The organism is Pseudomonas sp. S2_B07 (genome assembly GCF_054668435.1).
Genome location: NZ_CP162769.1, coordinates 2,704,976 through 2,730,326, shown reverse-complemented (window position 1 = coordinate 2,730,326; position 25,351 = coordinate 2,704,976). Strand labels below are relative to the sequence as shown.

19 protein-coding genes and 1 pseudogene are annotated in these 25,351 nt (G+C 60.4%); 13 read left to right on the top strand and 7 right to left on the bottom strand.

Features of this window, described 5'->3' with window-relative positions; all coding sequences use genetic code 11:
• Window positions 1-178 precede the first annotated feature (178 nt).
• A complete protein-coding gene (locus AB4N43_RS12660) occupies window positions 179-484 on the top strand; it encodes a DUF6388 family protein (protein ID WP_460154109.1) in 306 nt (101 codons plus the stop codon).
• Window positions 485-567: 83 nt separating this feature from the next.
• Here AB4N43_RS12660 and nadC read toward each other — a convergent pair whose 3' ends face one another.
• The gene (nadC, locus tag AB4N43_RS12655) at window positions 568-1,416 is read right to left on the bottom strand and encodes a carboxylating nicotinate-nucleotide diphosphorylase (protein ID WP_027924468.1); all 849 of its coding nucleotides are present in this window, start codon (window positions 1,414-1,416) and stop codon (window positions 568-570) included.
• Window positions 1,417-1,688: 272 nt separating this feature from the next.
• Between nadC and AB4N43_RS12650 the strand changes: the two genes are divergently transcribed.
• The 6 genes and pseudogenes from AB4N43_RS12650 (at window position 1,689) to AB4N43_RS12625 (ending at window position 8,264) form a co-directional block, all read left to right on the top strand.
• Complete coding sequence (locus tag AB4N43_RS12650) at window positions 1,689-3,872, top strand: DUF1631 domain-containing protein (RefSeq protein ID WP_460154108.1); 2,184 nt, start codon at window positions 1,689-1,691, stop codon at window positions 3,870-3,872.
• A 64-nt stretch (window positions 3,873-3,936) separates the two neighbouring features.
• Window positions 3,937-4,497 carry a 1,6-anhydro-N-acetylmuramyl-L-alanine amidase AmpD gene (gene ampD, locus AB4N43_RS12645; protein WP_027924470.1) on the top strand — a complete coding sequence of 187 codons (561 nt, stop codon included), beginning with the start codon at window positions 3,937-3,939 and terminating at the stop codon, window positions 4,495-4,497.
• On the top strand, window positions 4,494-5,330 hold the full coding sequence (gene ampE, locus AB4N43_RS12640) for a regulatory signaling modulator protein AmpE (RefSeq protein WP_027924471.1): 837 nt from the start codon (window positions 4,494-4,496) through the stop codon (window positions 5,328-5,330). Before ampD ends, ampE begins: the two co-directional genes overlap by 4 nt.
• A 318-nt stretch (window positions 5,331-5,648) precedes the next feature.
• Window positions 5,649-6,740, top strand: a pseudogene (locus AB4N43_RS12635) (methyl-accepting chemotaxis protein); the annotation flags it as partial.
• A complete protein-coding gene (locus AB4N43_RS12630) occupies window positions 6,717-7,646 on the top strand; it encodes a methyl-accepting chemotaxis protein (protein WP_407692653.1) in 930 nt (309 codons plus the stop codon). The pseudogene AB4N43_RS12635 and the gene AB4N43_RS12630, both read left to right, overlap by 24 nt.
• A gap of 228 nt (window positions 7,647-7,874) precedes the next feature.
• Window positions 7,875-8,264, top strand: a complete 390-nt coding sequence (locus AB4N43_RS12625) for a hypothetical protein (RefSeq protein ID WP_027924473.1) — start codon at window positions 7,875-7,877, stop codon at window positions 8,262-8,264.
• Here AB4N43_RS12625 and AB4N43_RS12620 read toward each other — a convergent pair whose 3' ends face one another.
• From AB4N43_RS12620 to AB4N43_RS12610, 3 genes are all read right to left on the bottom strand, one after another.
• Window positions 8,265-9,041, bottom strand: coding sequence for a TatD family hydrolase (locus AB4N43_RS12620; RefSeq protein WP_027924474.1), 777 nt, complete (start codon window positions 9,039-9,041; stop codon window positions 8,265-8,267).
• Between the two features lie 3 nt (window positions 9,042-9,044).
• Window positions 9,045-10,040, bottom strand: coding sequence for a catabolite repressor/activator (gene cra / locus AB4N43_RS12615; protein WP_027924475.1), 996 nt, complete (start codon window positions 10,038-10,040; stop codon window positions 9,045-9,047).
• Between the two features lie 93 nt (window positions 10,041-10,133).
• Entirely contained in the window at window positions 10,134-10,277 is a 144-nt protein-coding gene (locus AB4N43_RS12610; RefSeq protein ID WP_155953736.1) for a hypothetical protein, read from the bottom strand.
• Window positions 10,278-10,321: 44 nt separating this feature from the next.
• Here AB4N43_RS12610 and ptsP point away from each other — a divergent pair, with 44 nt between their 5' ends.
• The 4 genes from ptsP (at window position 10,322) to AB4N43_RS12590 (ending at window position 17,519) form a co-directional block, all read left to right on the top strand.
• Entirely contained in the window at window positions 10,322-13,183 is a 2,862-nt protein-coding gene (ptsP, locus tag AB4N43_RS12605) for a phosphoenolpyruvate--protein phosphotransferase (protein WP_460154107.1), read from the top strand.
• A complete protein-coding gene (gene pfkB, locus AB4N43_RS12600) occupies window positions 13,183-14,124 on the top strand; it encodes a 1-phosphofructokinase (RefSeq protein WP_410922642.1) in 942 nt (313 codons plus the stop codon). Before ptsP ends, pfkB begins: the two co-directional genes overlap by 1 nt.
• Before the next feature lie 11 nt (window positions 14,125-14,135).
• The gene (locus AB4N43_RS12595; RefSeq protein WP_027924478.1) at window positions 14,136-15,875 is read left to right on the top strand and encodes a PTS fructose-like transporter subunit IIB; all 1,740 of its coding nucleotides are present in this window, start codon (window positions 14,136-14,138) and stop codon (window positions 15,873-15,875) included.
• A 102-nt stretch (window positions 15,876-15,977) separates the two neighbouring features.
• The gene (locus AB4N43_RS12590) at window positions 15,978-17,519 is read left to right on the top strand and encodes an alkaline phosphatase D family protein (protein ID WP_460154106.1); all 1,542 of its coding nucleotides are present in this window, start codon (window positions 15,978-15,980) and stop codon (window positions 17,517-17,519) included.
• 124 nt (window positions 17,520-17,643) lie between these two features.
• On the opposite strand, the gene AB4N43_RS12585 is transcribed toward AB4N43_RS12590, so the two are convergent.
• Both AB4N43_RS12585 and AB4N43_RS12580 read right to left on the bottom strand, forming a co-directional pair.
• Window positions 17,644-20,172, bottom strand: a complete 2,529-nt coding sequence (locus tag AB4N43_RS12585) for a PepSY domain-containing protein (protein WP_027924480.1) — start codon at window positions 20,170-20,172, stop codon at window positions 17,644-17,646.
• Window positions 20,173-20,365: 193 nt separating this feature from the next.
• Window positions 20,366-22,684 (bottom strand): TonB-dependent receptor, encoded by a 2,319-nt coding sequence (locus AB4N43_RS12580; RefSeq protein WP_027924481.1) that lies wholly within the window; start codon window positions 22,682-22,684, stop codon window positions 20,366-20,368.
• 207 nt (window positions 22,685-22,891) lie between these two features.
• Between AB4N43_RS12580 and AB4N43_RS12575 the strand changes: the two genes are divergently transcribed.
• Together AB4N43_RS12575 and AB4N43_RS12570 are read left to right on the top strand one after the other, a co-directional pair.
• Window positions 22,892-23,572, top strand: coding sequence for a Fe2+-dependent dioxygenase (locus AB4N43_RS12575; protein WP_027924482.1), 681 nt, complete (start codon window positions 22,892-22,894; stop codon window positions 23,570-23,572).
• Window positions 23,569-24,330: a tetratricopeptide repeat protein gene (locus tag AB4N43_RS12570; RefSeq protein ID WP_027924483.1), complete on the top strand. Its 762-nt coding sequence runs from the start codon at window positions 23,569-23,571 to the stop codon at window positions 24,328-24,330. Before AB4N43_RS12575 ends, AB4N43_RS12570 begins: the two co-directional genes overlap by 4 nt.
• On the opposite strand, the gene AB4N43_RS12565 is transcribed toward AB4N43_RS12570, so the two are convergent.
• Window positions 24,327-25,328, bottom strand: coding sequence for an alpha-xenorhabdolysin family binary toxin subunit B (locus AB4N43_RS12565; RefSeq protein WP_460154105.1), 1,002 nt, complete (start codon window positions 25,326-25,328; stop codon window positions 24,327-24,329). The genes AB4N43_RS12570 and AB4N43_RS12565 overlap by 4 nt on opposite strands.
• Window positions 25,329-25,351: the final 23 nt, after the last annotated feature.

Genomic DNA, 25,351 nt, shown 5'->3' with positions numbered 1-25,351 from the left:
TAAATCGCCAACCAAACGTCCTATATTCGGAGCCTGCACACGCATCACCTTGCAGTTTTCAGATGATCCCCGAATGGTTCTGAAGGCCAGACAAACCGGGCTTCACACGGTTTTTTGCGTCAGAGAGATCCTTGATGATCCAGATCCATCTTCCATTCCTCCGATCAGCGAGAACGACATGACCGTTAAAGAATTGACCCAAGAAGCCAGACACGAAGAAGCGCTCAAAAAGTACTTACTGGATTCGGCCCAGCTCGCCGAAGAGATCAAGGACCTGCCGGCCGACGATCAGAAAGACCAGATTCAATGGGCGTTCGAGGATGAGGCAGAGTCACAGGGCTTGCAGCCGTGGGAATTGACGCTCAAGTACACCTCGACCCCGGAAGAGTTCGAGGCTGCGCGCCTGGCGCTGCACAAGGAGGCAGCCGAGGTGCTGGGCGTTGAGTGGGAAGAGTACTGCGAGATGAATAATCTGGTGGTCTGAGAGCAGCTTCAGGTTTCAAGCGGTAAGCTGCAAGTAAAAGCAAAACCGCTTGAAACTTGGAGCTTGCCGCTCGTAGCTGCTTTTTAGAGGCTGAGGCGCATCGACAGGTCCACAGCCCTCACGTCTTTGGTCATCGCGCCAATCGAAATGTAATCCACCCCGGTTTCCGCGATCGGCAGCAGCGTACTTTCGTTGATCCCGCCGCTGGCCTCCAGTTTTGCCTTGCCCGCGTTCAGGCGCACCGCTTCACGCATGTCATCCAGGCTCAACTCATCGAGCATGATGATGTCGGCACCCGCCGCCAGTGCTTCCTTGAGTTCCTTGAGACTTTCCACTTCGATCTCCACCGGTTTGCCCGGGGCAATCTTGTGCGCGGCATTAATGGCTTCAGGGATGCCACCACTGGCGGCGATGTGGTTTTCCTTGATCAGGAAGGCGTCGTAGAGGCCGATGCGGTGGTTGTGGCAGCCGCCGCACGTCACAGCGTATTTTTGCGCCAGACGCAGCCCCGGCAGGGTTTTTCGGGTGTCGAGTAACTTGACCTGGGTGCTGGCGACGAAGTCCGCCAGATGCTGCGCACGCGTGGCCACGCCCGACAGCAATTGCAGGAAGTTCAGCGCACTGCGTTCGCCCGTGAGCAGCGAGCGCGCCGGACCTTCGAGGTGAAACAGCGCCTGATTGGGTTGAACCCGTTCGCCATCACGCACCTGCCAATGCACCGCGACCCGTGGGTCCAGTTGCCGGAACACTGCATCGACCCACGCCGTGCCGGCAATGACGGCGGCATCACGCGTGATGATGGTGGCTTTTGCCAGGCGTTCAGCCGGGATCAACTGTGCGGTGATATCGCCGCTGCCGATGTCTTCGAGCAACGCACGGCGTACGTTGGCTTCGATTTCGGCGTTCAAGTCGGCGAGACGTAGGTTCGGCATAACGGACTCCACAAACAAAGTGGTCCGATTATAGGGGTATGGCATGAGCCAACCCAAGGAGTCAGAGGCTTTCCGTTTGTGCTGAAGCCTGCATTTGGTCGATTTATCGCCTGAGTCGGCGCCCGACCGCTGCGTCTATTTGAAGGGGATGAAGAGTCTGCTGGCACAGCAGGTGCTTTTTGCAAGATAATCCGCCTTGCTTTTGACGTCATGGCTTTGACGTGTTTTCGGATTGTTTTACATCCGAAACATCACCCTTTCAGGAGGCTTGGATGCACAACGACGGGAACGTAGTGCCTTTGCACAAAGGCGCTACTGATCAGGCGACTCACTCGCCGCTCGCCCGCCTGCCTGTGATTCTGCTTCAGGTTCGCGACAAGGCTGCACTGCAGCTTCGGCAGGGGTTGCAGGATCTGTTCGATAATGCCGACGACACCTTGTTCGAAATGGCCGATCGGGCTCGCAATGACGTCGAGCAGAACCTCTATTTTGAAGCCATGCGCGATTTGCGCCTCAAGCGTAAAAGCATCGAGCGTGGGTTCCTCGAGCACTTCTTCGAGGCGTTTGTCAGCCTCACTCAATACAACACCACTCAGGCTGCCTTGCCCCTTGGCACCTCGACACAACGCCCCGACGACATGGAGCGCAGCGTCGCGGTGGAGGCGATGGTCAATAAAGTGCTGAACCGTGAAGGTGTTGCCCTTGGTCAGCTCAGCGCGCGGCTCGGTGTGTTGCTCGGTAAACCGCTGGACGGTCAGCGCAATCCCATGGGGCCGGCGATGTTGTGCGAGTATTTCTTGCAGGCCGGGCGCAACCTGGGGGTGGAAATCAAGGTCAAGCTGATCATCCTCAAGTTGTTCGAGCGCTATGTGCTCAGTAGCGCCGATCAGCTCTACGCTCAATCCAATCAATTACTGGCCGCCACCGGCGTATTGCCCGAGCTCAAGCCAGCTCCCACGCGGCGTGCGGCAGATCGCACGATGTCCCGGGCGGATGACCAGCCTTCTCAGGCGAACAGCCACTCGGACACGGCACAGATCGACGAGGTTTTTGCTGCCTTGCAGGAACTGTTGCTGCCTGTGCGCGGCAGTGTCGCGCCGACCCTTGAGGCCAGCGCCGAGACACGACCCATTTCCACGCAGGACTTGTTGCGCATGCTCTCGCACCTGCAGCAACACGTGCCGGCCCTGACGGCTCAGGACGATTTCGATCTGCGTAACCAGCTCGAACAACTGCTGACACGGGGCAGCGTCAAAAGCGGCACGTCGCGCGTGGTCGGGGTCTCTGATGAGGACGTGATCAACCTGATCGCCATGCTGTTTGAATGCATGCTCGATGACCGCAACCTGCCGGATTCACTCAAGGCGCTGATCGGTCGCCTGCAGATCCCGATGCTGAAAGTGGCGGTGCTCGACAAGAGTTTCTTCAGCCGAAGCAGCCATCCGGCCCGACGCTTGCTCAACGAAATCGCCGCCGCGGCCATGGGCTGGGGTGAGTGCGATGACCATGAGCGCGACAGCCTGTACCTGCGCATCGAACAGGTGGTGCAGCATCTGTTGAACGACTTTGCTGACGACCCGGCGATTTTTTCCGAGCTGCTGGCGGATTTTCTCGCCTTCACCAGTGATGAGCGCCGTCGCAGTGAATTACTGGAGCAGCGCACCCGTGACGCCGAGGAGGGCCGTGCCAGGACCGAACTGGCTCGCCAGCGTGTCGAGCAGGCGCTGAATCAGGCGTTGTTGGGCAAAGTGCTGCCGCAAGCGGTGGTGGTGTTTGTCCAGGAGGCCTGGAGCCAAGTGCTGCTGCTGACTTGCCTCAAACACAGTGATCAGTCGGCTGAATGGCGTGCGGACGTCCACACCATGGAGCAACTGATCTGGAGTGTGCAGCGTCACGACGAGCCCGAAGCGAGCCAGCGTCTGCTGGCGCTGGTGCCTGGGCTACTGAAGTCATTGCGTGACGGGCTGAGCAGTTCGGCATTCGATCCTTTCGCCACCAGCGAGTTTTTCAGCGAACTGGAAACCTTGCACGTTCAACTGTTCACGTATCCGGGGCAGGCAAACGACGTGTCTTTCGAGGCGCCGGTGATGGTCCGGATGACGCAGGAAATCGTCCTGAAAACCGCAGACGAAGGACCGGTCGAGACGTCATTCGCCCGTTTGCCGGCGGATGACGCCAGCCTGCTGCAAGTGGATCAACTGCATCCCGGCTGCTGGGTGGAGTTTCAGGAGGACGACGAAAACACCCTGCGCTGCAAACTGGCCGCGATCATTGAAGCCACCGGCAACTACATCTTCGTCAATCGCACCGGCCTGAAAGTGTTGGAGCGCAGCCGTGCGGGCCTGGCTCTGGAATTTTGTCGCGGCGCGGTGCGGGCGTTGGACAATACGTTGCTGTTTGACCGGGCGCTGGCCTCGGTGCTGGGTAACCTGCGCCGCCTCAATCGCGGCAAGTGATCGCGTCCCGGTGGGCTATCGCGGCATACTGGGGGCCAACACAGTCGTCGCTGAAGGAACCTGTATGCAGTTGGACCCCGCGAGCGGTTGGTGCCAGGACGTGCGTTTATGCCCCTCACCCAACTTCAATGCGCGCCCCTCGGGCGAAATTTCCCTGCTGGTGATCCACAACATCAGCTTGCCGCCAGCGCAGTTCGCGACCGGCAAAGTGCAGGAATTCTTCCAGAATCGTCTGGATGTCACGGAGCATCCTTATTTTGAAGGTATTGCTGACTTGCGGGTGTCAGCGCACTTTCTGATTGAGCGTGACGGCACTGTCACTCAGTTTGTCTCTTGTCTTGAGCGCGCCTGGCACGCCGGCATCTCGAATTTCGAGGGCCGGGAAACCTGTAACGATTTTTCCGTGGGCATCGAGCTTGAAGGCACGGATGATCTGCCGTTCACCGATGCTCAGTATCACGCGCTGACGGCCTTGACCCGACAGCTGCAAAACGCCTACACCGACATCACTGCACAGCGCATTTGCGGGCACAGCGACATTGCCCCGGGGCGCAAGACCGATCCAGGACCGGCGTTCGACTGGGCACGCTATCGCGCGGCCCTGGCAAAAGAGGAAGGACAATGAGTTTTCTGGTGTTGCTGTTGGCGGTATGGATCGAGAAGTTCTCGGCATTGCGCCATCGGGTACAGCGTGATGGCGGTTGGGTGCGCGAGCTGAACAAGCTTGAGGTCATGCCACGCCTGATCGACCGGCCATGGTTGATTTTGGTCATTATGGTGTTGTTGCCGGTCGCGCTGCTGGGGTTGCTGCTGGTGGTGCTGGAGCCGGTGGCCTACGGTCTGCTGGCATTGCCGGTGCATTTGCTGGTGGTGATTTACAGCCTCGGACGCGGCGATCTGCTGGCCGGGCTGGGGCCGTTTCGCGATGCCTGGCGCCGGGAAGACCTGCAAGCCGCCGCGCATGTGGCCAAGCGAGACCTGGATATTTGCGCCGAAAGCGGCGAACAATTGCTGGAGCGGGTCGAAGCGCACCTCCTCTGGGAGGCTTACCAGAGTTTCTTTGCGGTCATTTTCTGGTACTTCCTGCTGGGTCCGGTGGCCGCCCTGAGCTATCGCTTGCTGGCGCTGGCCGAAGAGCATGGACAGAACCCGGCCGTGGTCGAGCGCGCGGCACAATTGCGTCACGCCTTTGATTGGGTGCCCGTGCGGTTGCTGGCGGCAAGTTTTGCACTGGTCGGCAACTTTGTGGCGGTCGGTCGGGTGATGTTGCATGAGTTGCTGAACTGGAACATCAGTGCCGCTCAACTGATCGAGAAGGTCGGCATGGTGGCCGGTGAAATCCCGGCACCGGTCGTCGGACCGGATGGCATCAACAGCCTGGACCGGATCTGGGAGCTACTGTTGCGCGCGGCAGTGCTTTGGTACGCCGGTTTTGCGCTGTGGACTGTCCTCCCTTAACCCACCGATCCCTGTAGCAGCTGGCGCAGCCTGCGTCCGGCTGCGCAGCAGTCGCCAATCCCAATGGCGCAATGACACCTGTCACGCCTCAGTGTCTTCATGACGACTGTTTCGCAGCCGGACGCAGGCTGCGCCAGCGGCTACGGGTCCGCGCTTCCCCTCGTTAACCTTAAGTTACAAAACCCCCTGCCGATTTAAGATATACAGGGATAGCGCTGAATAGTGGCTATGTGCCGCTGAGCCGCGCCTGCCAAATAAAAATAAGAATGCAATGGGAGACTTCCAGTGAAGAGCTTGCTCTATCCCGCCGTCGCACTGATGAACCGCCTGAGCTTCGGCATGAAGTTCAGCTTGATCAGCGTGCTGTTCCTTGTGCCCATGCTGGTCACCAACTTTTATCTGGTGCGCGACTCCTATCGCGAATTTCAGGGCACGCAAGTCGAGCTGCAAAGCCTCGACCTGCTGGGCAGCGGCATGACGTTGCGGCGTGACCTGGAGACCCTGAACAATCTGGTACAGATCAACGTCACGCTCGGCCAGTCCGGCAAAGCCGGCAACGTCGAGTCGAAGATCGGCACCTTGGAGCAGAGCATTCTGGCGCGCCTGCAAGGGCTGACCGCGATGACCACTGATCCTGAGCAGATCACCATTTTCGACGGTAAACGCGATGAAATGATCGCCGCGTTCAAGGCCCAGCAAACGGAAACCTCCCTGCAAAGTAAAAGCGGAATGATCGGCAAACTGCTGGGCAACGCGCAGATTTTCAGCCAGATCATCGCCACCCAGGCCGGCCTCAGTCGCGACAGCCAAAGCGACATGCGCCAACTGAGCGAACTGATTACCAACGTCACCCCACCGGTGACCCAACTGCTGGGCGAAGGCCGGGCGATGGGTTCCTTTTCCCTCGGCCAAGGCTTTCTCAACTCGGCGTCGAGCACTCGATTCGATGAGCTGTTGGCGCAGATCGAAAAGCTCCAGGGCGAGTACGGCCTGAAGTTGCAGGACGCACTGGGTTCCAGCAAAGCGGCGCGTGAAACCCTGGCCGCTCAAGCTGACAGCAGCAAGGCCTCGCTGAAAAAAGCCAGTGAGCTGTTCGAAGAACAAGTGGTGATGGCCGACACCCTCGATGCACCCTGGCAGGGCTTTTACGATCAGGTCACCGGCCTGATGGACCAGACTTACCAACTCAACGAAGCCACCCTGAAGTTCCTCGGTACTCAGTTGCAGCAGCGACTGGAGCAGAACCGCACCCATATGGTCTTGCAGGCTGTGGCGTTGTCGGTGGTGTTTGTGTTGATTTTCTACCTTTACGGCGGCTTTTATGCGTCGACCCGCACCACCCTCAAGCGTCTTGGCGCCATGATGGACACGGTTGCTGCGGGCGACATGACGGTGACCTTCCGCGCGGAAAGTCGCGATGAGCTCGGCGAGTTGGGCGAGGTGTTCAACGGCACGGTGAAGAAAATTCATGACCTGATCGAACGCGTCGGCAAGACCGTCAATGAGGTCGAGCGCCAGGCCGGGCAGGTGCAAAGCGTTTCTACCCAGAGCAACCAGGCGGTGGCCGGGCAACGTTCGCAGATCGAGCAGGTCGCCACGGCCATGAACCAGATGTCGGCCACATCCCTTGAGGTGGCGCGCAGTGCCGCTGCCGCAGTCAGCAGCGCCCACAGCGTCAACGACGAGACCATCAGCGGTCGCGGTCTGGTGGCGTCCCAACAAGGCAGCATCGCGCAATTGGCCAGTGAGATCGATCAGTCAGTGATCGTGATCAATCAACTGGCCAGCGACAGCCAGTCCATCAGCCGCGTGCTGGAAGTGATCAAGAGCATCGCCGAACAGACCAATCTGCTGGCCCTCAATGCGGCCATTGAAGCCGCTCGGGCCGGTGAGCAGGGGCGCGGGTTTGCGGTGGTGGCCGATGAGGTCCGCACGCTGGCCAAGCGCACTCAGCAATCGACCGAAGAAATCGAGCAGATGATCAGCAAACTTCACAGCGGCGTCGGCGCGGCGGTGAAGGCCATGGGCATCAGCCATCAGGTAGCCGATGGCACGGTCGGTCAGTCGGAAAAGGTCCAGCAGGCACTGGAAAACATCCTCGGCGCCGTCGGCATGATCGTGGACCAGAACCAGCAGATTGCTGCAGCGGTCGAGCAGCAGACCGCCGTCGCCCACGACATCGATCAGAACATCGTCGAGATCAATCGCGCAGGCGAGCGTACCGCCGAAGGGGCGCACCAGACCGAGGATGCCAGCCGCGCGTTGTCGGCCCAGGTGGTGGAACTCAAGCACCTGATCAGCGCCTTCCGGGTGTAAAGCCCCTTGTAGGAGTGAGCCTGCTCGCGATAACGGTCAAACATTCAGCAAATTAGTTGACTGTCACACCGCTATCGCAAGCAGGCTCACTCCTACAGGTTCTGCGAACAATCTGTAATATTTGTTTCCATTGCGGATGAGATTTGTCCTCTTTTCCTCCGTGCTCTGATTTTTCGTCTTCAATGAAGGAAGATCATTCACTCTGGCCAGCCCTGAGGAGGCGCGGTAATGTCTGTTGCAACACTGGGAATTCAGGGGCACTGCGCTCACTGCGGGAGCACCCTGCGGCTGGAAGCCTGGCAACTCAACGCGATTGCGATCAACGAATCATTCGCCTGTACGCACTGCCACAAAGCCTTGCAATTGAGCGACCCGAAACAGATCAAACGCTTCAAATCGCTCGATTCACTGGGCTTGCTGCGGGCGAGCACGCTGGTGATGGTGTGCACCGCGATCCTGGTGGCGTTGGTCATGGAATGGATTGGCATGCTCAGTGTCGTCGAGCAGCTGAATTTTTCGCTGGCCGCCATTTTGTTCTACTTCGTCGTCATACAGTTCGCCCATCACCGGCAACACATCACGCTGATTCTGGAAGCCGCCAAGGCACACGCCGACTGATTACCAGTTGAACAGCTCGCAGGCATTGGCCGTGCTGGCGCTGGCCAATTGCTCAGGGCTGATCGCCATGATTTGCGCCAGCGCCGAGCAGATCGCCGGCAGGTGCGCCGGGCTGTTGCGTTGACCGGGAAACATGGCCGGGGCCATGTCCGGTGAGTCGGTTTCCAGTACCACGGATTCCAGTGGCAATTCGGCAAGCACACGGTGCATGCGCAGCGCCTGCGGCCAGGTCGCCGCGCCGCCCAGACCCAGTTTGAAACCGAGCTTGATGTATTCCCGCGCCTCTTCTTTGCTGCCCGCGAAGGCGTGGATGATTCCGGCGCGTTTCAATCGAAAGCGTTTCAGCGTGGCAATCACCGCCGCATGGCTGCGCCGCACGTGGATCAGCGCCGGCAGATTGAAGTCCGCCGCCAGTTGCAGTTGCGCCGCGAACAGCGCCTGCTGGCGCTCGCGGTCCAGGGTTTCGATGAAGTAATCCAGACCGATCTCGCCCACGGCGCACAACTGCCGATGACCGGCCAGGCGCGACAGCCAGTCACCGAGTGCCTGTAGATCTTCAGGTCGATGGTCCTCCAGATACACCGGGTGCAAACCGAATGCAGCATGCAAGTCGGGATCGCTTTGCACCAGGTCCCAGACTCGCTGCCAATTCGCCTGATACACCCCCAACACCACCATTCTACGCACGCCCAAGGCGCGGCTTTCGGCCAGCAACGCCTGACGATCCGCGTCGAAATCCGGAAAATCCAGATGAGTGTGGGTGTCGATCAGCTCCACGGTTCAGTCCCGGTGAATACGCTGCTTGAAGGTCCGCGCGATGGCCTGCACGCCGGGTTGGTAATCGGACTGCTCGATGGCGGCCAGTGCCAGCGCCAGGGCTTTATCGGCGATCAACTGATGCTGCTGGGCCATGGCGTTGACCGGCAGCGGCAGGAAGTCCAGCAGCTGGGTGTCACCGAATGTCCCCAGGCGCAACGGACGGGTTTTCAGCGGGAAGTCATGCAAGGCATCGAACACCCCCTGAAGCAACACGTAGGAGGTGGTCACCAGGGCGTCTGGCAAATGCCCCAGACGCTGGAGCATTTCTTCCATCAATTGCTTGCCGCACTCGCGGCTGAACGATTCGCCGTGCTCGATCAGCACCTGGCCTTCGAACCCGTGCAGCGCTTCTTTGAAGCCGGCAGCGCGTTCCTGGCTGATGCTCAACTCGGGGCGCGCGCCGATCAAGGCGATCTGCTTGGGCAGCGGGTCCAGTAGACTGCGGGTCAATTGCAGGCTGGCCTCGCGGTCGTCACTGATGACCGAGCAAAAGTGCTCGGGCTCCATGACCCGGTCGATGGCGATGATCGGCATGCCTTTGGCCTGCAACTGGCGATAGCTGTCGTCATCAGTCGGCAGGCAACTGGCGACGATCAGCGCATCGCAGCGCCGGGCGCGGAACAGTTTGAGCAATTGCCGCTCGCTGTCGGGCGCATCGTCGGAGCTGGCGATCAGCAATTGATAGCCGCGCGCCCGGGCGCCTTGTTCCAGCAGTTTGGCGATTCGTGCGTAACTGGGGTTTTCCAGGTCCGGCAGAATAAAACCCAAGGTGCGCGTGTGCCGGCTGCGCAACCCGGCCGCTTGAGGATTGGGTGTAAAACCATGCTGTTCGACGACCGCGCGCACGCGCTCGACGGTGGCACTGCTGATGCGTTGCTGTTCGGCTTTGCCATTAATGACATAACTGGCGGTGGTTACGGACACACCGGCCAACTGTGCGATATCACTGAGTTTCAACGCGGGTTTCCTTGTTTTTCGGCCGACATTTCCGCCAATCCTACCCGAATCCGGCAGGCGACTCGTGTCCACGCACATCCGACAAGTTGGGCTTCAAGGATGAGGCATTATCGAGTAACGTGCCAAGTGTTCTAGATTAAACGTTTCAGCAAGCGTATTTTCAGGGTTGTAAGCACCCTTGGCCGGTTCTGCCGTGAAACCGCCAAAAGTGACGGTTAAGCGCTTAAGCTGATTCATTCAAAACAATACCTGGCGCCCTCAGACGCCAAAAAGGAGAAAGCATGCTCGAGCTCACTCTAGAGCAGATATCCATGGACCAGTCGGCTGTGGATAAATCCGCTGCGTTGCAGCTACTGGCCGAGCATCTGGTTGCCGATGGCCTGGTCGCCGACGGGTACCTGGCCGGGTTGCAGGCGCGTGAGGCTCAGGGCTCGACTTTTCTCGGTCAAGGTATTGCCATCCCTCACGGTACACCGCAAACCCGCGACCTGGTGTTTTCCACTGGCGTGCGGCTGATGCAGTTTCCCGAAGGCGTGGATTGGGGCGACGGCCAGATCGTGTACCTGGCGATCGGCATCGCGGCCAAGTCCGACGAACATTTACGCTTGCTGCAACTGTTGACCCGCGCCCTCGGCGAAACCGACCTGGGCCAGGCCTTGCGTCGCGCAAGCTCCGCCGAGGCCTTGTTGAAACTGCTGCAAGGCGCGCCGCAGGAATTGGCGCTGGATGCGCAGATGATCGGCTTGGGTGTGTCGGCCGATGACTTCGAAGAACTGGTCTGGCGTGGCGCGCGGTTGCTGCGTCAGGCTGATTGTGTGAGCAACGGTTTCTCCGCCGTGTTGCAACAGGTCGAAGCGTTGCCCCTGGGCGATGGCTTGTGGTGGTTACACAGCGAACAAACGGTCAAGCGCCCGGGTCTGGCCTTCGTCACCCCGGACAAACCGATTCGCTACCTTGGCCAGCCGCTCAGCGGTCTGTTCTGCCTGGCCAGCCTCGGTGAAGCCCATCAGGCCTTGCTCGAACGTCTGTGTGCGTTGCTGATTGAAGGCCGTGGCCACGAACTGGGCCGCGCCACCAGCAGCCGCAAAGTGCTCGAAGTCCTTGGCGGTGAATTGCCGGCGGACTGGCCGAGCGCGCGCATCGCACTGGCCAACGCCCACGGCTTGCACGCGCGCCCGGCGAAGATCCTCGCCCAGCTAGCGAAAAGTTTTGAAGGCGAAATTCGCGTGCGCATCGTCGACGGCCAGGACAGCGCGGTGTCAGTGAAGAGCTTGAGCAAACTGCTCAGCCTCGGCGCCCGTCGGGGTCAGGTGCTGGAATTCATTGCCGAGCCGAGCATCGCCGCCGATGCCTTGCCGGCCTTGTTGGGCGCCATCGAAGAAGGCCTCGGCGAAGAAATCGAGCCGTTGCCAGCCGTGAGTCAACAACGCGAAGAAATCGCCGAGATAGCCGAAGTGCTGCTCGCCCCGGCGTCCGGCAGCCTGATTCAAGCCATCGCCGCAGCGCCGGGCATTGCCATCGGCCCGGCGCATGTTCAAGTGTTGCAAACCATCGAATACCCGCTGCGCGGTGAGTCGGCCGCCGTCGAGCGCGAGCGTCTCAAACAGGCGCTGGCGCAGGTGCGTCGCGACATCGAAGGCCTGATCGAGCGCAGCACCTCCAAGGCGATCCGCGAGATTTTCATCACTCATCAGGAAATGCTCGACGACCCGGAACTGACCGATGAAGTCGACACCCGCCTCAAGCAAGGCGAAAGCGCCGAAGCGGCGTGGATGGCGGTGATCGAAGCGGCGGCAAGACAGCAGGAATCGTTGCAGGATGCGTTGCTCGCCGAACGTGCGGCGGACTTGCGCGACATCGGCCGGCGCGTGCTGGCGCAACTGAGCGGCGTCGAAACGCCAAGCGAGCCGGACCAGCCTTACATTCTGGTGATGGACGAAGTCGGTCCGTCCGACGTCGCGCGTCTCGATCCGGCCCGTGTCGCCGGCATTCTCACGGCTCGCGGCGGCGCCACGGCGCACAGCGCCATTGTCGCCCGGGCGCTGGGTATTCCGGCGCTGGTCGGTGCTGGCGCGGCGGTGTTGCTGTTGGCGCCGGGCACGCCGTTGCTGATTGACGGCCAGCGCGGGCGCCTGCATGTGGACGCCGATGCACTGACCTTGCAACGCGCCATCGAGGAACGCGACACCCGTGAACAGCGCCTGAAAGTGGCCGCTGAACAACGTCATCAACCGGCGCTGACCACCGATGGCCACGCGGTCGAAGTGTTCGCCAACATTGGCGAGAGCGCCGGTGTAGTCAGTGCGGTAGAGCAGGGCGCCGAAGGTATTGGCCTGTTGCGCACCGAACTGATTTTCATGGCTCACCCGCAAGCGCCCGACGAGGCCACTCAGGAAGTCGAATACCGTCGCGTCCTCGACGGTCTGGCCGGTCGGCCGCTGGTGGTGCGCACCCTCGACGTCGGTGGCGACAAACCGCTGCCGTATTGGCCGATCGCCAAAGAAGAAAACCCGTTCCTCGGCGTACGCGGTATTCGCCTGACCCTGCAGCGCCCGAAAATCATGGAAGCGCAATTGCGCGCCCTGCTGCGGGCCGCCGACAACCGCCCGCTGCGGATCATGTTTCCAATGGTCGGCAGCGTTGATGAATGGCGTCAGGCGCGGGACATGACCGAGCGCTTGCGCCTGGAAATCCCGGTCGCCGACCTGCAACTGGGGATCATGATCGAAGTGCCGTCGGCGGCATTGCTGGCACCGGTGCTGGCCAAAGAGGTCGACTTCTTCAGCGTCGGCACCAACGACCTGACCCAATACACCCTGGCCATCGACCGTGGCCATCCGACCTTGTCCGCACAGGCCGACGGCTTGCACCCGGCGGTGCTGCAACTGATCGACATCACCGTGCGTGCGGCGCATGCCCATGGCAAATGGGTCGGCGTCTGCGGCGAGTTGGCGGCCGATCCGCTGGCGGTGCCGGTGCTGGTCGGTCTGGGGGTGGACGAACTCAGCGTGTCGGGGCGCAGCATTGCCGAGGTCAAGGCGCGCATTCGCGAACTCAGCCTCGCCCAGACGCACATTCTCGCCCGACAGGCCCTGGCCGTGGGCAGCGCCAATGAAGTGCGCGCATTAGTGGAGGCTCTGTAATGGCCCGGATTTTAACCCTGACCCTCAACCCGGCGCTGGACTTGACCGTTCAGTTGCCGCGCCTTGAACCCGGTCAGGTCAACCGCAGCGACGCCATGCACACCCACGCCGCCGGCAAAGGCATAAACGTGGCGCAAGTGTTGGCGGACCTGGGTCATCAGCTCACCGTCAGCGGTTTCCTTGGGGAAGACAATCTACAGGCGTTCGAAACCCTGTTTGCCAAACGTGGTTTTGTCGACGCGTTCATCCGCGTTCCCGGCGAGATTCGCAGCAACATCAAACTGGCGGAAAGCGACGGGCGCATCACCGACGTCAACGGTCCGGGGCCGCGAGTGAGTGAAGCGGCGCAGCAGGCGTTGCTCGATCGTCTTGAGCAGATCGCACCGGGCCATGATGCTGTGGTCGTCGCCGGAAGCTTGCCGCTGGGCGTCAGTGCGCATTGGTTGCAGGCGTTGATCGTGCGCTTGAAAAAACTCGGGTTGAACGTCGCCCTCGACACCAGCGGTGAAGCGTTGCGTTCTGCACTCAAGGCCGGCCCATGGCTGATCAAACCGAACACTGAAGAGCTGGCCGATGCGCTCGGCTGTGAGGTTGTTTCGGTCGCGGCACAAGCCGAAGCCGCGAGTCGCTTGCACGCTCAAGGCATTGAGCATGTGGTGATATCCCACGGTGCCGATGGCGTGAACTGGTTCAGCGTCGGTTCGGCGCTGCATGCCACGCCGCCCAAGGTCAGCGTCGCCAGCACGGTGGGCGCGGGCGATTCGTTACTGGCCGGCATGCTCCATGGTTTGCTCAGCGCCGACACACCTGAACAGACCCTGCGCACCGCCACGGCGATTGCCGCGATGGCGGTCACCCAGATCGGTTTCGGCATCGGCGATGCCGCGCAATTGGCGCAGCTCGAACAGGGCGTGCGCGTGCGCCCCCTGACAGAACAATAAGAGGGATTGTGATGAAGTTAGCCATTGTTACGGCCTGTCCGAACGGCATGGTCACCAGTGTGCTGTGCGCCCGTTTGCTCGATGCGGCGGCTCAGCGTCAGGGCTGGATGACGTGCGTTGAAGTGGTGGATGCGACGCATCCGGAGCGTCAGCTGTCGGCGGCCACGATCGAGGGTGCGGAGTGGGTGTTGCTGGTGACCAGCGTGCCGGTTGACATGACGCGATTCGTCGGCAAACGCGTGTTCCAGTGCACTCCGGCGCAAGCCCTGCAAGATGTTGAAGCGGTGCTGCGGCGCGGTGCTCAAGAAGCTCAGGTGTACGTTGCCCCTGACGCGGTCGCCGAGTCCGCCGTCCTCACTAAGAACGCGCCTCGACTGGTCGCGATCACCGCGTGCCCGACCGGCGTCGCGCACACGTTCATGGCCGCCGAAGCCCTGCAACAAGCCGCCAAGCGTCTGGGTTACGACCTGCAAGTGGAAACCCAGGGCTCGGTCGGTGCGCGCAATCCGTTGAGCGCGGCGGCGATTGCCGATGCCGACGTGGTGCTGCTGGCCTGTGATATCGAAGTCGCCACCGAGCGTTTCGCTGGCAAGAAAATTTACCGCTGCGGCACCGGCATTGCGCTGAAACAGGCCGAGGCGACGCTGAATAAAGCGCTGGCCGAAGGTCGGCAGGAAAGCGCTGCCAGCGGCGCCAACGGCCCGGTCAAGCAAGAGAAAACCGGCGTCTATAAACACCTGTTGACCGGTGTGTCGTTCATGCTGCCGATGGTGGTGGCGGGCGGCTTGATGATCGCGTTGTCCTTTGTGTTCGGCATCACCGCCTTCAAGGAGCAGGGCACGTTGGCGGCGGCGCTGATGCAGATCGGCGGCGAGACCGCGTTCAAGTTGATGGTGCCGCTGCTGGCGGGTTACATCGCCTACTCGATTGCCGACCGGCCGGGCCTGGCGCCCGGGATGATTGGCGGTCTACTGGCGAGTACCCTCGGAGCCGGTTTTATTGGCGGGATCATTGCCGGTTTCATCGCCGGTTATGCGGCGCAGGCGATCAACCGCTACGCGCGTTTGCCGCAGAGTCTCGAGGCGCTGAAACCGATCCTGATCATCCCGTTACTGGCGAGTCTGTTCACCGGCCTGGTGATGATTTACGTGGTCGGCAAACCGGTGGCCGGGATGCTCGAAGGGCTGACCCACTTCCTCGATAGCATGGGCACCACCAACGCGATTCTGCTCGGTGTGTTGCTGGGCGGCATGATGTGCGTGGACCTTGGCGGACCGATCAACAAGGCGGCTTACGCGTTCTCGGTGGGCCTGTTGGCGTCACAGAGCTATGCACCGATGGCCGCGACCATGGCCGCCGGCATGGTGCCGCCGATTGGCCTGGGCATCGCCACGTTCATCGCACGGCGCAAGTTTGCCCAGACCGAGCGCGAAGCCGGTAAAGCGGCGTTGGTGCTGGGGTTGTGCTTCATCTCTGAAGGCGCGATTCCGTTTGCGGCGAAAGACCCGCTGCGGGTCATCCCGGCGAGCATTGCCGGTGGTGCACTGACCGGGGCGTTGTCGATGTATTTCGGCTGCAAGCTGATGGCGCCGCACGGTGGTTTGTTTGTGCTGGCGATCCCCAATGCGATCAATCATGCGCTGTTGTACCTGCTGGCGATTGTCGCCGGGAGCCTGCTGACGGCGGTGGCGTATGCGCTGCTCAAACGGCCTGAAACGGTGGAGCAGGCACTGGAACCCGCCAACGCCTGATACCAATCCCTGTGGGAGCGGGCAAGCCCGCTCCCACAGGGATTGCCTTTCACACCAGCGTCATGGGTATGTGCTTTAGTTTTCCTTTTCAGGGAGAACACCATGAGCGAATTCGACCTCGGTCGCCGTCGGGTCATGCAAGCGGTGGGCGCCGGGCTGTTGTTGCCAGGGCTGGCGCCGGCTGTGATCGCTTCGGTCAAGGATCGTCCACAACTCACTGACGGCGTGCAGTCCGGCGACCTGCTGGGCGACCGGGCGATGGTCTGGAGCCGCAGCGACCGCCCCGCGCGAATGGTCGTGGAATGGGACACCCGCAGCCTGTTCAGCAACCCGCGCCGGTTTGTCTCACCACTGGCGGATGGGCGCAGCGATTTCACTGCGCGGGTCGAACTCACCGGCCTGCCTGCCGATCAGGCGATTTTCTATCGCGTGACCTTCGAAGATGCCCAAAGCGGTGTCGCCAGCGAACCCTGGTTTGGCCATTTGCGCAGCGTGCCGCAAACCCGCCGCGACATTCGTTTTGTCTGGAGTGGCGACACCGTCGGCCAGGGCTTCGGCATCAACCCGGACATCGGCGGCATGCGCATCTACGAAGCCATGCGATTGCGCCTGCCGGACTTCTTTATCCACAGCGGCGACACCATCTACGCCGACGGCCCGGTGCCCGCGCAACTGCCCACTGAAAGTGGTCGGGTGTGGCGCAACATCACTACCGAAGCCAAGAGCAAGGTCGCGCAAAACCTCGACGATTTTCGTGGTAACTACCGCTACAACCTGATGGACGAAAATATCCGTCGCTTCAACGCCGAGGTTCCGCAGATCTGGCAATGGGACGACCATGAGGTGGTGAACAACTGGTCGCCGGGCAAGCAACTCGACGCGCGCTATCAGGAGAAAGATATCCACAACCTGGTCGGCCGCGCACGACAGGCCTGGCTCGAATACGCTCCGATGCGTTTACAGAGCGCCGATAACGGCGGGCGGATTTATCGCAAGCTCAGCTATGGGCCCCTGCTCGATGTGTTTGTGCTCGACATGCGCAGTTACCGCGGCGCCAACGACGACAACCTCGGCGCGGCAAAACCCTTTCTCGGGCGCGAGCAACTGGACTGGCTCAAGCAGGCATTGAAAGGCTCGCAAGCCCAATGGAAAGTCATCGCTGCCGACATGCCGATTGGTTTGGGCGTGCCCGACGGTGAAGTCAGCCCGGGTGTGGCGCGCTGGGAAGCGGTCGCCAATGGCGACCCGGGACCGGCCCAGGGGCGTGAACTGGAAATCGCTGAGTTGCTGGGTTTCCTGCGGGCGCAGCAGGTACGTAACTTCGTGTTTTTGACGGCGGACGTGCATTACTGCGCAGCGCATCACTACCACCCGGATCGTGCCGCGTTTCAGGACTTTGAACCGTTCTGGGAGTTTGTCGCCGGGCCGCTGAACGCCGGGAGTTTTGGGCCGAATCCGCTGGATAAGACGTTCGGCCCGGAGGTGGTATTCGAGAAGGCGCCGCCGGCGCAGAACACTTCACCGTTTGCCGGGTTTCAGTTTTTTGGCGAGGTGAATATTGACGGGCAGACGGGGGAGATGAGCGTGGTGTTGCGGGATCTGGATGGGGTCAGTGTGTTTGAACAGAAGGTGCAACCGGTCTAATGGTTGCACGCCTGCCCCCCTGTAGGAGTGAGCCTGCTCGCGATTGCGGTACAACAGCCAACAGATATGTTGAATGTTAAACCGTCATCGCCGGCAGGCTCACTCTTACAGGAGATTAGTGGTGTCAGTAGACGTCGCGACGGTAGCGGCCTTGTTCGATCAGGCGATCGACTTCAGCAATCCCGAGCACTTCATTGAGCACGTGATCCACACCCGACGCCATCCCTTGCAAGCTGCCGCAGATGTAGATGACGGCACCATCAGCCAACCATTGCTTCAACTCATCCGCCGACTCGCGCAGGCGATCCTGAACATAAATCTTCTCGGCCTGATCTCGCGAGAACGCCAGGTCCAGTCGCTCCAGGTCGCCTGAAGTCAACCACTCCTCCAACTCATCGCGGCACAGGTAATCGTGTTCCCGATTGCGCTCGCCAAACAGCAGCCAGTGCCGTTGTTGCCCGTCGGCAATGCGCGCCTTGAGCAAACTTCGCAGCCCGGCCAGACCGGTGCCGTTGCCCAGCAGGATCATCGGCACCGGCTCGGCCGGCAGATGGAACCCGCTGTTGCGCCGCACTCGCAGGCTGAGGGTGCCCCCCACGGGAGCGTGTTCGGTCAGCCAGCCGGAGCCGATGCCCAGGCTGCCATCGGCGTGCATTTCCTGGCGCACGATCAGTTCCAGAAGGCCGTCAGCCGCAATCGAAGCAATGGAGTATTCGCGCATGGCCAACGGCACCAGCGCATCGACCAGTGCCTGAGCGTGCAGGCCGACCAGATGGGCTCGGTTCTCCGGCAGCTGACGCGTGGCGAGGGCTTGCTCCAGCGGTTGTGACAAGCCATCCAATGCAACCGCAGCGCGCCCGTCGATGCCCAGGCCATCAAGGAAGTGCTCAATGGCCCACGGGCAGTTACGAGGCAACACTTCCACCAGATCACCCGCCAGCCAACTGCTGGTGGATGGGGCGGCGAGGCCCAGCAAGTACACCGGCGAGCCAATGCTGTCGGGGTTCATCAATTCGCGGCGGGTCAGCGTCCAATTGTCGTAGCTCAGTGCCTGCCAGGTGTCGACCGGTGCTTGCCCGGTCAACAGGCCCAGTTGTTGTTGCCAGTGGCGCAAGGCGTACGGATCGCCGCTGTCGACTTCCACCGGGGAGAACAAGGTTTTTCCGCCGTGCTCGCCCAGCCAGGTGTGCAAGCGTCGGGCGAAACCGCAGAAGTGTTGATACTGGCGATCACCCAGGCCGAGCACCGCGTAGTTCAAACGCTCAAGGTTTGATGCCCGCCCCAGCACCTTGCGTTCGAACCCGCGCGCACTGTCCGGTGCTTCACCGTCGCCGAAGGTACTGACCACGAACAGCGCGTTAGTGGCATTCAACAGATCCTGTTCACTGACACTCGCCAGCGGCTGCACGTTTACCGGCACGCCGGCGGCCTGCAATTGGCCGGCGGTCTGCCACGCCAATTGCTCTGCAAATCCACTCTGGCTGGCGAACCCGATCAGCCATGCCGGTGCATCGCTACCCGGTTGTTCGAGACCTTTGCGCGCGTCCTTGATCTGCTTTTTCTTGCGGCGACGATCGAGGTACAGCATCCAGCCGGTGACGAAAAACAACGGCATGGTCAGTGCGGTAATCGTCAGGATGATGCGCCCGACAATGCCGAAGTAGCTGCCGACATGCAGTGCATAAATGCTGGTCAGCAATTGCGCCTTGAGGCTCTTGTCGCTGTAGCGATCATGCTGCTTGACGATGCCGGTCGCCGGATCGAGGGTGATCTGGTTCAGGGCGCGGTCGTGGGGCGAGGTTTTCAGCAGGTAGAACACCGTCGCCGGCTGGCCGGCCACGGGCGGCATACGGATGTTGTAGGCGCTGAGTGCCGGGCCCGCGGCGCTGTAGATGCTGCTCCAGATGGCCGCGTAGTCGGCGGTGGGCGCCGGACCGCTTGGCACCGGGCCACGACCACCGCGCACGCGCTCGTTTTGCGGGGCGTCGGAGAGCAATCGGGTCAGGCCTTTGTTGTACCACTCATACGACCAGGACAACCCGGTCAGCGCCGCCAAGAGGTAAAACACCAGGCACCAGGTGCCGGCTACCGAGTGCAAATCCCAGTTGAAGCTGCGGCCTTTTTTCTTCCAGTCCAGGGTCAGCCAGGCCCGCCATTTGTTCCACTGGCGCGGCCAGCGCAGGTACAGGCCGGACAGGCAGAAGAACACCAGGATCAGCGTGCACGCGCCAGTGATGTTGCGACCGGTGTCGCCGATGGCCAGGAAGCGGTGCAATTGCAGCACGAAGCCGAAGAAGTCCTGGCCGGTGGCATCGCCCATGAGCTCGGCGGTATACGGGTCGACGTAGCGCATTTCGCCGCGGCGCTGGCCCGGTGGCGGGGTGAAAAACACCTTGGCCGCATGGCCGCTGTCGGTCTCGACGGAAAGCATCGAGACTTTTTTGCCGGACGCGGCTTCGATGCGCTCGACCAGTTCGACGGGCGGCAGGACGCCGGCGACCTGCTTCTCGACCTGCAACACGGAGGGGTTGAGCACGTTCAGGATTTCATCCTGAAACGACACCGTCGCCCCGGTGATGCCCATCAGGGCCAGGACCAGCCCGGCGCTGATGCCGAAAAACCAGTGCAACTGGAACAGGGTTTTCTTCAACACGTCACTCGCCTTGTTCGTTCAAAAAATTATCATCACGGCGCGCATTATGCCGTGGGTTGTCGAGAAACATTCTTTTTTACGCACAAAAGCCCCGTTCATGGAGATGAACGGGGCCTCACCCTGATTTCAGTCTTCACCCCCATTCCTGTAGGCGCGAGCAGGCTCACTCCTACAGGTGTTGTAGTGACTGCAATCAGAAGTGGAAGTTGGTGCTCAGCAATGCCGTACGGCCCGCCGCCTGGTTGGCGAAGTGGGTCGAGAAGGCCTTGTCGTAGTACGTTTCGTCGGTCAGGTTCTGTACGTTCAGTTGCAGATCGACGTTTTTGCTCAGCTTGTAGGCCGCCATCGCGTCGTAACGAACGTAGGAATCAACCATGGTGGTGTTGGCCACGCTGCCGAAGACATCGTCGACATAGAACGCACCGCCACCGATGGTCAGCTTCGGTGTGACCTGATAGGTCGTCCACAGGCTGGCGCTGTTTTTCGGTGTGTTAGGCAGTTCGTTGCCATCGTTGGCGGCGCCCAGCGGGCCGCCGTCGACTTGCTCGCTGTCCATGTAGGCGTAACCGGCGAACACTTGCCATTTGTCGGTGAGCTTGCCGGTGGCCGACAGTTCGACACCTTGCACGCGGGTTTTGCCGGCGTTTTCATAGCTTGTGGTGTCGACCTGAACGCGGGCGTTGTCTTTCTCGGTGCGGAAGATGTCGGCGGTCAGGGACAGGCGATCATTCATCAAGTCCCACTTGGTACCGATTTCGTAGTTCTTGGTGGTTTCCGGTTCCAGGTCGCTTTTCAGCAGGTTGCCGTTGCGATCCGGCGTGCCGCCCAGCGGGTTGCCTTCCGAACCTTCGCCCAGGGTGTTGCCCGGTGGCGTGGCCGACGTCGCGAAGGACGCATAGATGCTGCCATTTTCCGCCGGTTTGTACACCACACCGAACTGACCGGTGACGAACTCGCTGGTGTCATCGCCCTTGGACGTGGTCACGCTGGAACTGTTGAAGGTTTTGTAATCGGTGTCGAAATGGTCGTAGCGCAGCCCCATGTTCACCAGCCACTGCTGGGACAATTCCAGGGTGTCGAACACATACAGCGCATAGGTGTTGGCCTTGGTGTCGGTGCCGGCGTAGTTACGCGAGATCGCACCGTTCCAAGGATCTTTCGGGTTCGGGTTGGACAACGAGGTGCAGTTGTAACCACTTGGCGCGCCGATCAATGCCGGGGAGCAGTTGGTGGTGGCTGCGGCTGTTCGCGGGGTGGTGTCGGTGTTGACGTTGTACGAGGACTTCTGGTTTTCCTCGTGGGTGAACTCGATACCGGTGGCGAAGCTGTTCTTGAACCCGGCGATGTACAGGTCACCAAACAGATCGGTCTGGTTGGTCGTGGTCTCGGTGTTGCTGACACGGGTGTTGGCCCGACGCCAGACGCTGCCATTGTTGACGTTGCCCTTGCTGTCGTCCGGCTGGGTGAGGATGTAATCCTGCATGCTGGTGCCGTGACGCAGGGTGTTCTTGACGGTCAGCGCGTCGTTCAGGTCGTGTTCGATGGCGAAGGTCGCGGTGTCGGTGCGGCCCTTGCGGAAGTCACGGTCGTTCAGGCCGTAGAAGTTTGAGCTGTCGCCGCCATCGTTCGGTTTGTCCGGATTGGACTTGGTGCGCGCAGCCGAACCGGCCACCGGGATGGTGTACGGAATGCCCGAGTCCGGGGTGTCGTTACTTTCCAGATGGTAATAGTCGAGGTTCACGCGGGTGTCGGTGCCCAGGCCGAAGGCCAGCGACGGCGCGATGCCCCAGCGGTCGTAGTCGACGCTGTCACGGCCAGCGACGTTGCTCTCGTGGCTCATCAGGTTCAGACGGCCGGCGGCGGTGTCGGTGAACTGGTAGTTGCTGTCCAGGGTGAAACGCTGGGTCTGGTCCGAACCCCAGGTAAAACCCGCGTCATTCGAGTCGCCCAAGTGGGCTTTTTTGCTCACCAGGTTGATGCTGCCGCCGGCAGCGCCACGGCCGCCAATGGCCGAGTTCGGGCCTTTGCTGACTTCAATCGATTCGACGGCGAAGATCTCGCGGCTCTGCGAACCGGTGTCACGCACGCCGTCCAGGTAAGTGTCGCCCTGGGCGTCGAAGCCACGAATGAACGGACGGTCGCCCTGCGGGTTGCCGCCTTCACCGGCACCGAAGGTGATGCCCGGCACGGTGCGCAGCGCGTCCTGCATGTTGAGGGCGCCGGTGTCCTTGAGGACTTGTTGCGGAATGACAGTGATCGAGCGCGGGGTGTCTACCAGCGGCGCGGTGTACTTGGGCGAGGAGGCTTTTTCGACGTTGTAGGAAGTCTCGTCCTGGGCCTCGCCAGTGATGGCGGTCGCGCCCAGCGAAATCACATTACCCGGTGCTTTTTCGTCGGCTTTTTCCGCCGCGAAAACCATATGGCCCGCGGAGCCGGCAGTAATCGCCATGCCAATGGCCGATGCGAGCAAACGTGGTGAACTGACCGGTACGTGTGGTTGTTGACGTGACATTTGAATTCCCCTCCCCAAGAATTTGAGGACGCGGAATATAGGGTAGACGCGTATTTGTATCAATTGCGAAATGTTATTATTCGCGAAGAATTTACATTCTTTACAATTTAACCTTACGGTTTTTGCTGTTTCGTCCGTCGTTAAGGTTTTACATTAGCAATAAGAATCAATACCATTAGCGCCCCTTTGGTCCCAGGTGCCTTTGCCATGCTGCTGCACATTCCCGGCTTGTTCGCGAAAGAAGAAGTGCAGCGCATCCGCGAGGCTCTGGCCCAGGCCGATTGGGCGGACGGCAAGATCACCGCCGGCTATCAGTCGGCCAAGGCCAAGCACAATTTGCAGCTGCCTGAAGGCCATCCGCTGGCCATGGAAGTCGGCGCGGCGATGTTGGAACGGCTGTGGAAAAATCCGCTGTTTATGTCAGCGGCGTTACCGCACAAGGTTTTTCCTCCGTTACTGAACTGTTACACGGCCGGCGGCAGTTTCGATTTCCATATCGATAACGCGGTGCGCCAGCCCAAAAACAGCATCGAGCGCGTGCGCACTGATCTGTCGGCAACGCTGTTTTTCAGCGAGCCTGAGGACTACGACGGCGGTGAGCTGGAAATCCAGGACACCTTCGGCACACAACGGGTGAAGCTGCCCGCCGGCGATATGGTTTTGTATCCTGGTACCAGTCTGCACAAGGTCAACGCGGTCACCCGTGGCACGCGTTACGCCTCTTTTTTCTGGACGCAAAGCCTGGTGCGCGAAGACAGTCAGCGCGCCTTGCTGTTCGAGATGGACGGCGCGATCCAGCAGCTGACCCAGGACATGCCCGATCACCCCTCGCTTATCCGCCTCACCGGCACGTATCACAACCTGTTGCGTCGTTGGGTCGAGGTATGACTTATCAACTGCGCAGGGAGGAAGTTCTCAACGGTGATTCGCTCAAGGCCATGCTGGCGCAAAGTCCGGCGCGCGCGGCCCAGGCAATTTTGATCGCGGCTCGCGAAGGCGTACTCGATGCTCAGGCGCTGCTCGGGCAAATCCTGCTGGACGGCAACGGCATCGCGCAGGATCAGCCGTTGGCATTGCGCTGGTTCGAGATCGCCGCCCGTGGCGGGCACCTGATGGCGCGCAACATGCTTGGCCGTTGTCACGAACACGGCTGGGGGCGCGCGGCGGATGCCTCGGTTGCCGCGCGGCATTACCGAATCGCTGCCGAAGCCGGGCTGGATTGGGCGATGTACAACTACGCCAATCTGCTGGCGACTGGGCGCGGCGTCGCCGAAGATCAGGCGCAAGCATTGGCGTTGTATCGCCGAGCCGCCGAGTTGGGCCACGCCAAATCCATGAACCTGTTGGGGCGCTATCTGGAAGACGGCGAGGCATGCATCGCCGATACACTCGCGGCGCGAATCTGGTATCGACGATCTGCCGAAGGCGGAGATTTTCGGGGGCAGTTCAGTTATGCGGCCCTGCTGGCCGATGACGGGCATGTTGACGAATCGTTGTCCTGGCTACGTCGGGCATTGGCCGCCGGTAACCAGAACTTTTTGCGGGTGAGTGGGGAGGCGCTGAGCAACGCCCTACACCCCAGGATTCGAGCGATGGCTCAGGAATATCACCAACGAGCGTCCCAACTCGCTCAGCCAATGGGTTAACCGCGCAGCCACTGGCCTTTAAGGTTTTCCAGGTAGCGCTTGAAAGGCTTGGCTTGCGCTATCAGCTTCCGGCCCTTTTTGACGACATCGCTCTGGGCATCCTCGGTGATAGCCTCAAGAAACAGCCTCAACGCTTCGACAATATTGCTCGTTTCATCCGCATATGTATTGCGGGGTTCGATCACCTTTGTCGTATCGGTCAGCTGTTTGACTTTCTTGTCGTTGTCGCTCATTTGGGTGACTAGCGAGTCCAGGCGACCTTGCCGATCTTTTAGACGAACACGAAGCGTGGTTCGAGCTTTAATCAAACCCTGGTATTTGATCAGTTCGTTTGCCTCATCAAGAAACTTGTTCGCCACCACCAGACCGGCCTTCAATGCAGCGGCTTGAGGTGTTTCAGGTCGATTACCGATCATCCCGGTCAATTGCTCAAAAAGAGGTTTCAGGCGGTCAATGAAGCTGAGGCTTTCAAACAGGCGGATTGCTTCATTCAAGACCCTTTCATCTTCGAGAAGCGAATCCACAGGGGGGGTTTCTTTTTCCAGTTCTGCAGCCAGCACTTCGCGAGCTTCCACCAGTTCGGCAATCCTGAACCGGTTATTACTGATGGAGGAGTACCTGACACTGTAGATGGCGTGGCTAAGTTCTGCTTGAACCTCATCCAGCTTGTCAGTGCACAGGGAGATTAACTTCCTGGCTATTTCGGTATAGGACTCAATGGCGATTCTGGTGGGCGGGTTTTTTTCGCCTGCTGACAGTATGTCCAGCGCTTCCAGCGTCTCATTGAGTGCCGTGGTTTCAAGGCTGATAATCGCAGAAGTTAATGTTTTGGAAGCGGCCAGGTCTGTAGCAGTGATTTCGGCATTCAGCTGTATCAGTTCATTTCGCAGTGATTCAATATACAAGTCAGCAGAGCCGATAATGGCTTGGTAACGAATGGTTTCTCGGCTGTCGCGAATAAGCGACATAGCTGGCGCGATATACGATGGCGTTGTCATAAATATCCTTATTTATAATGGTT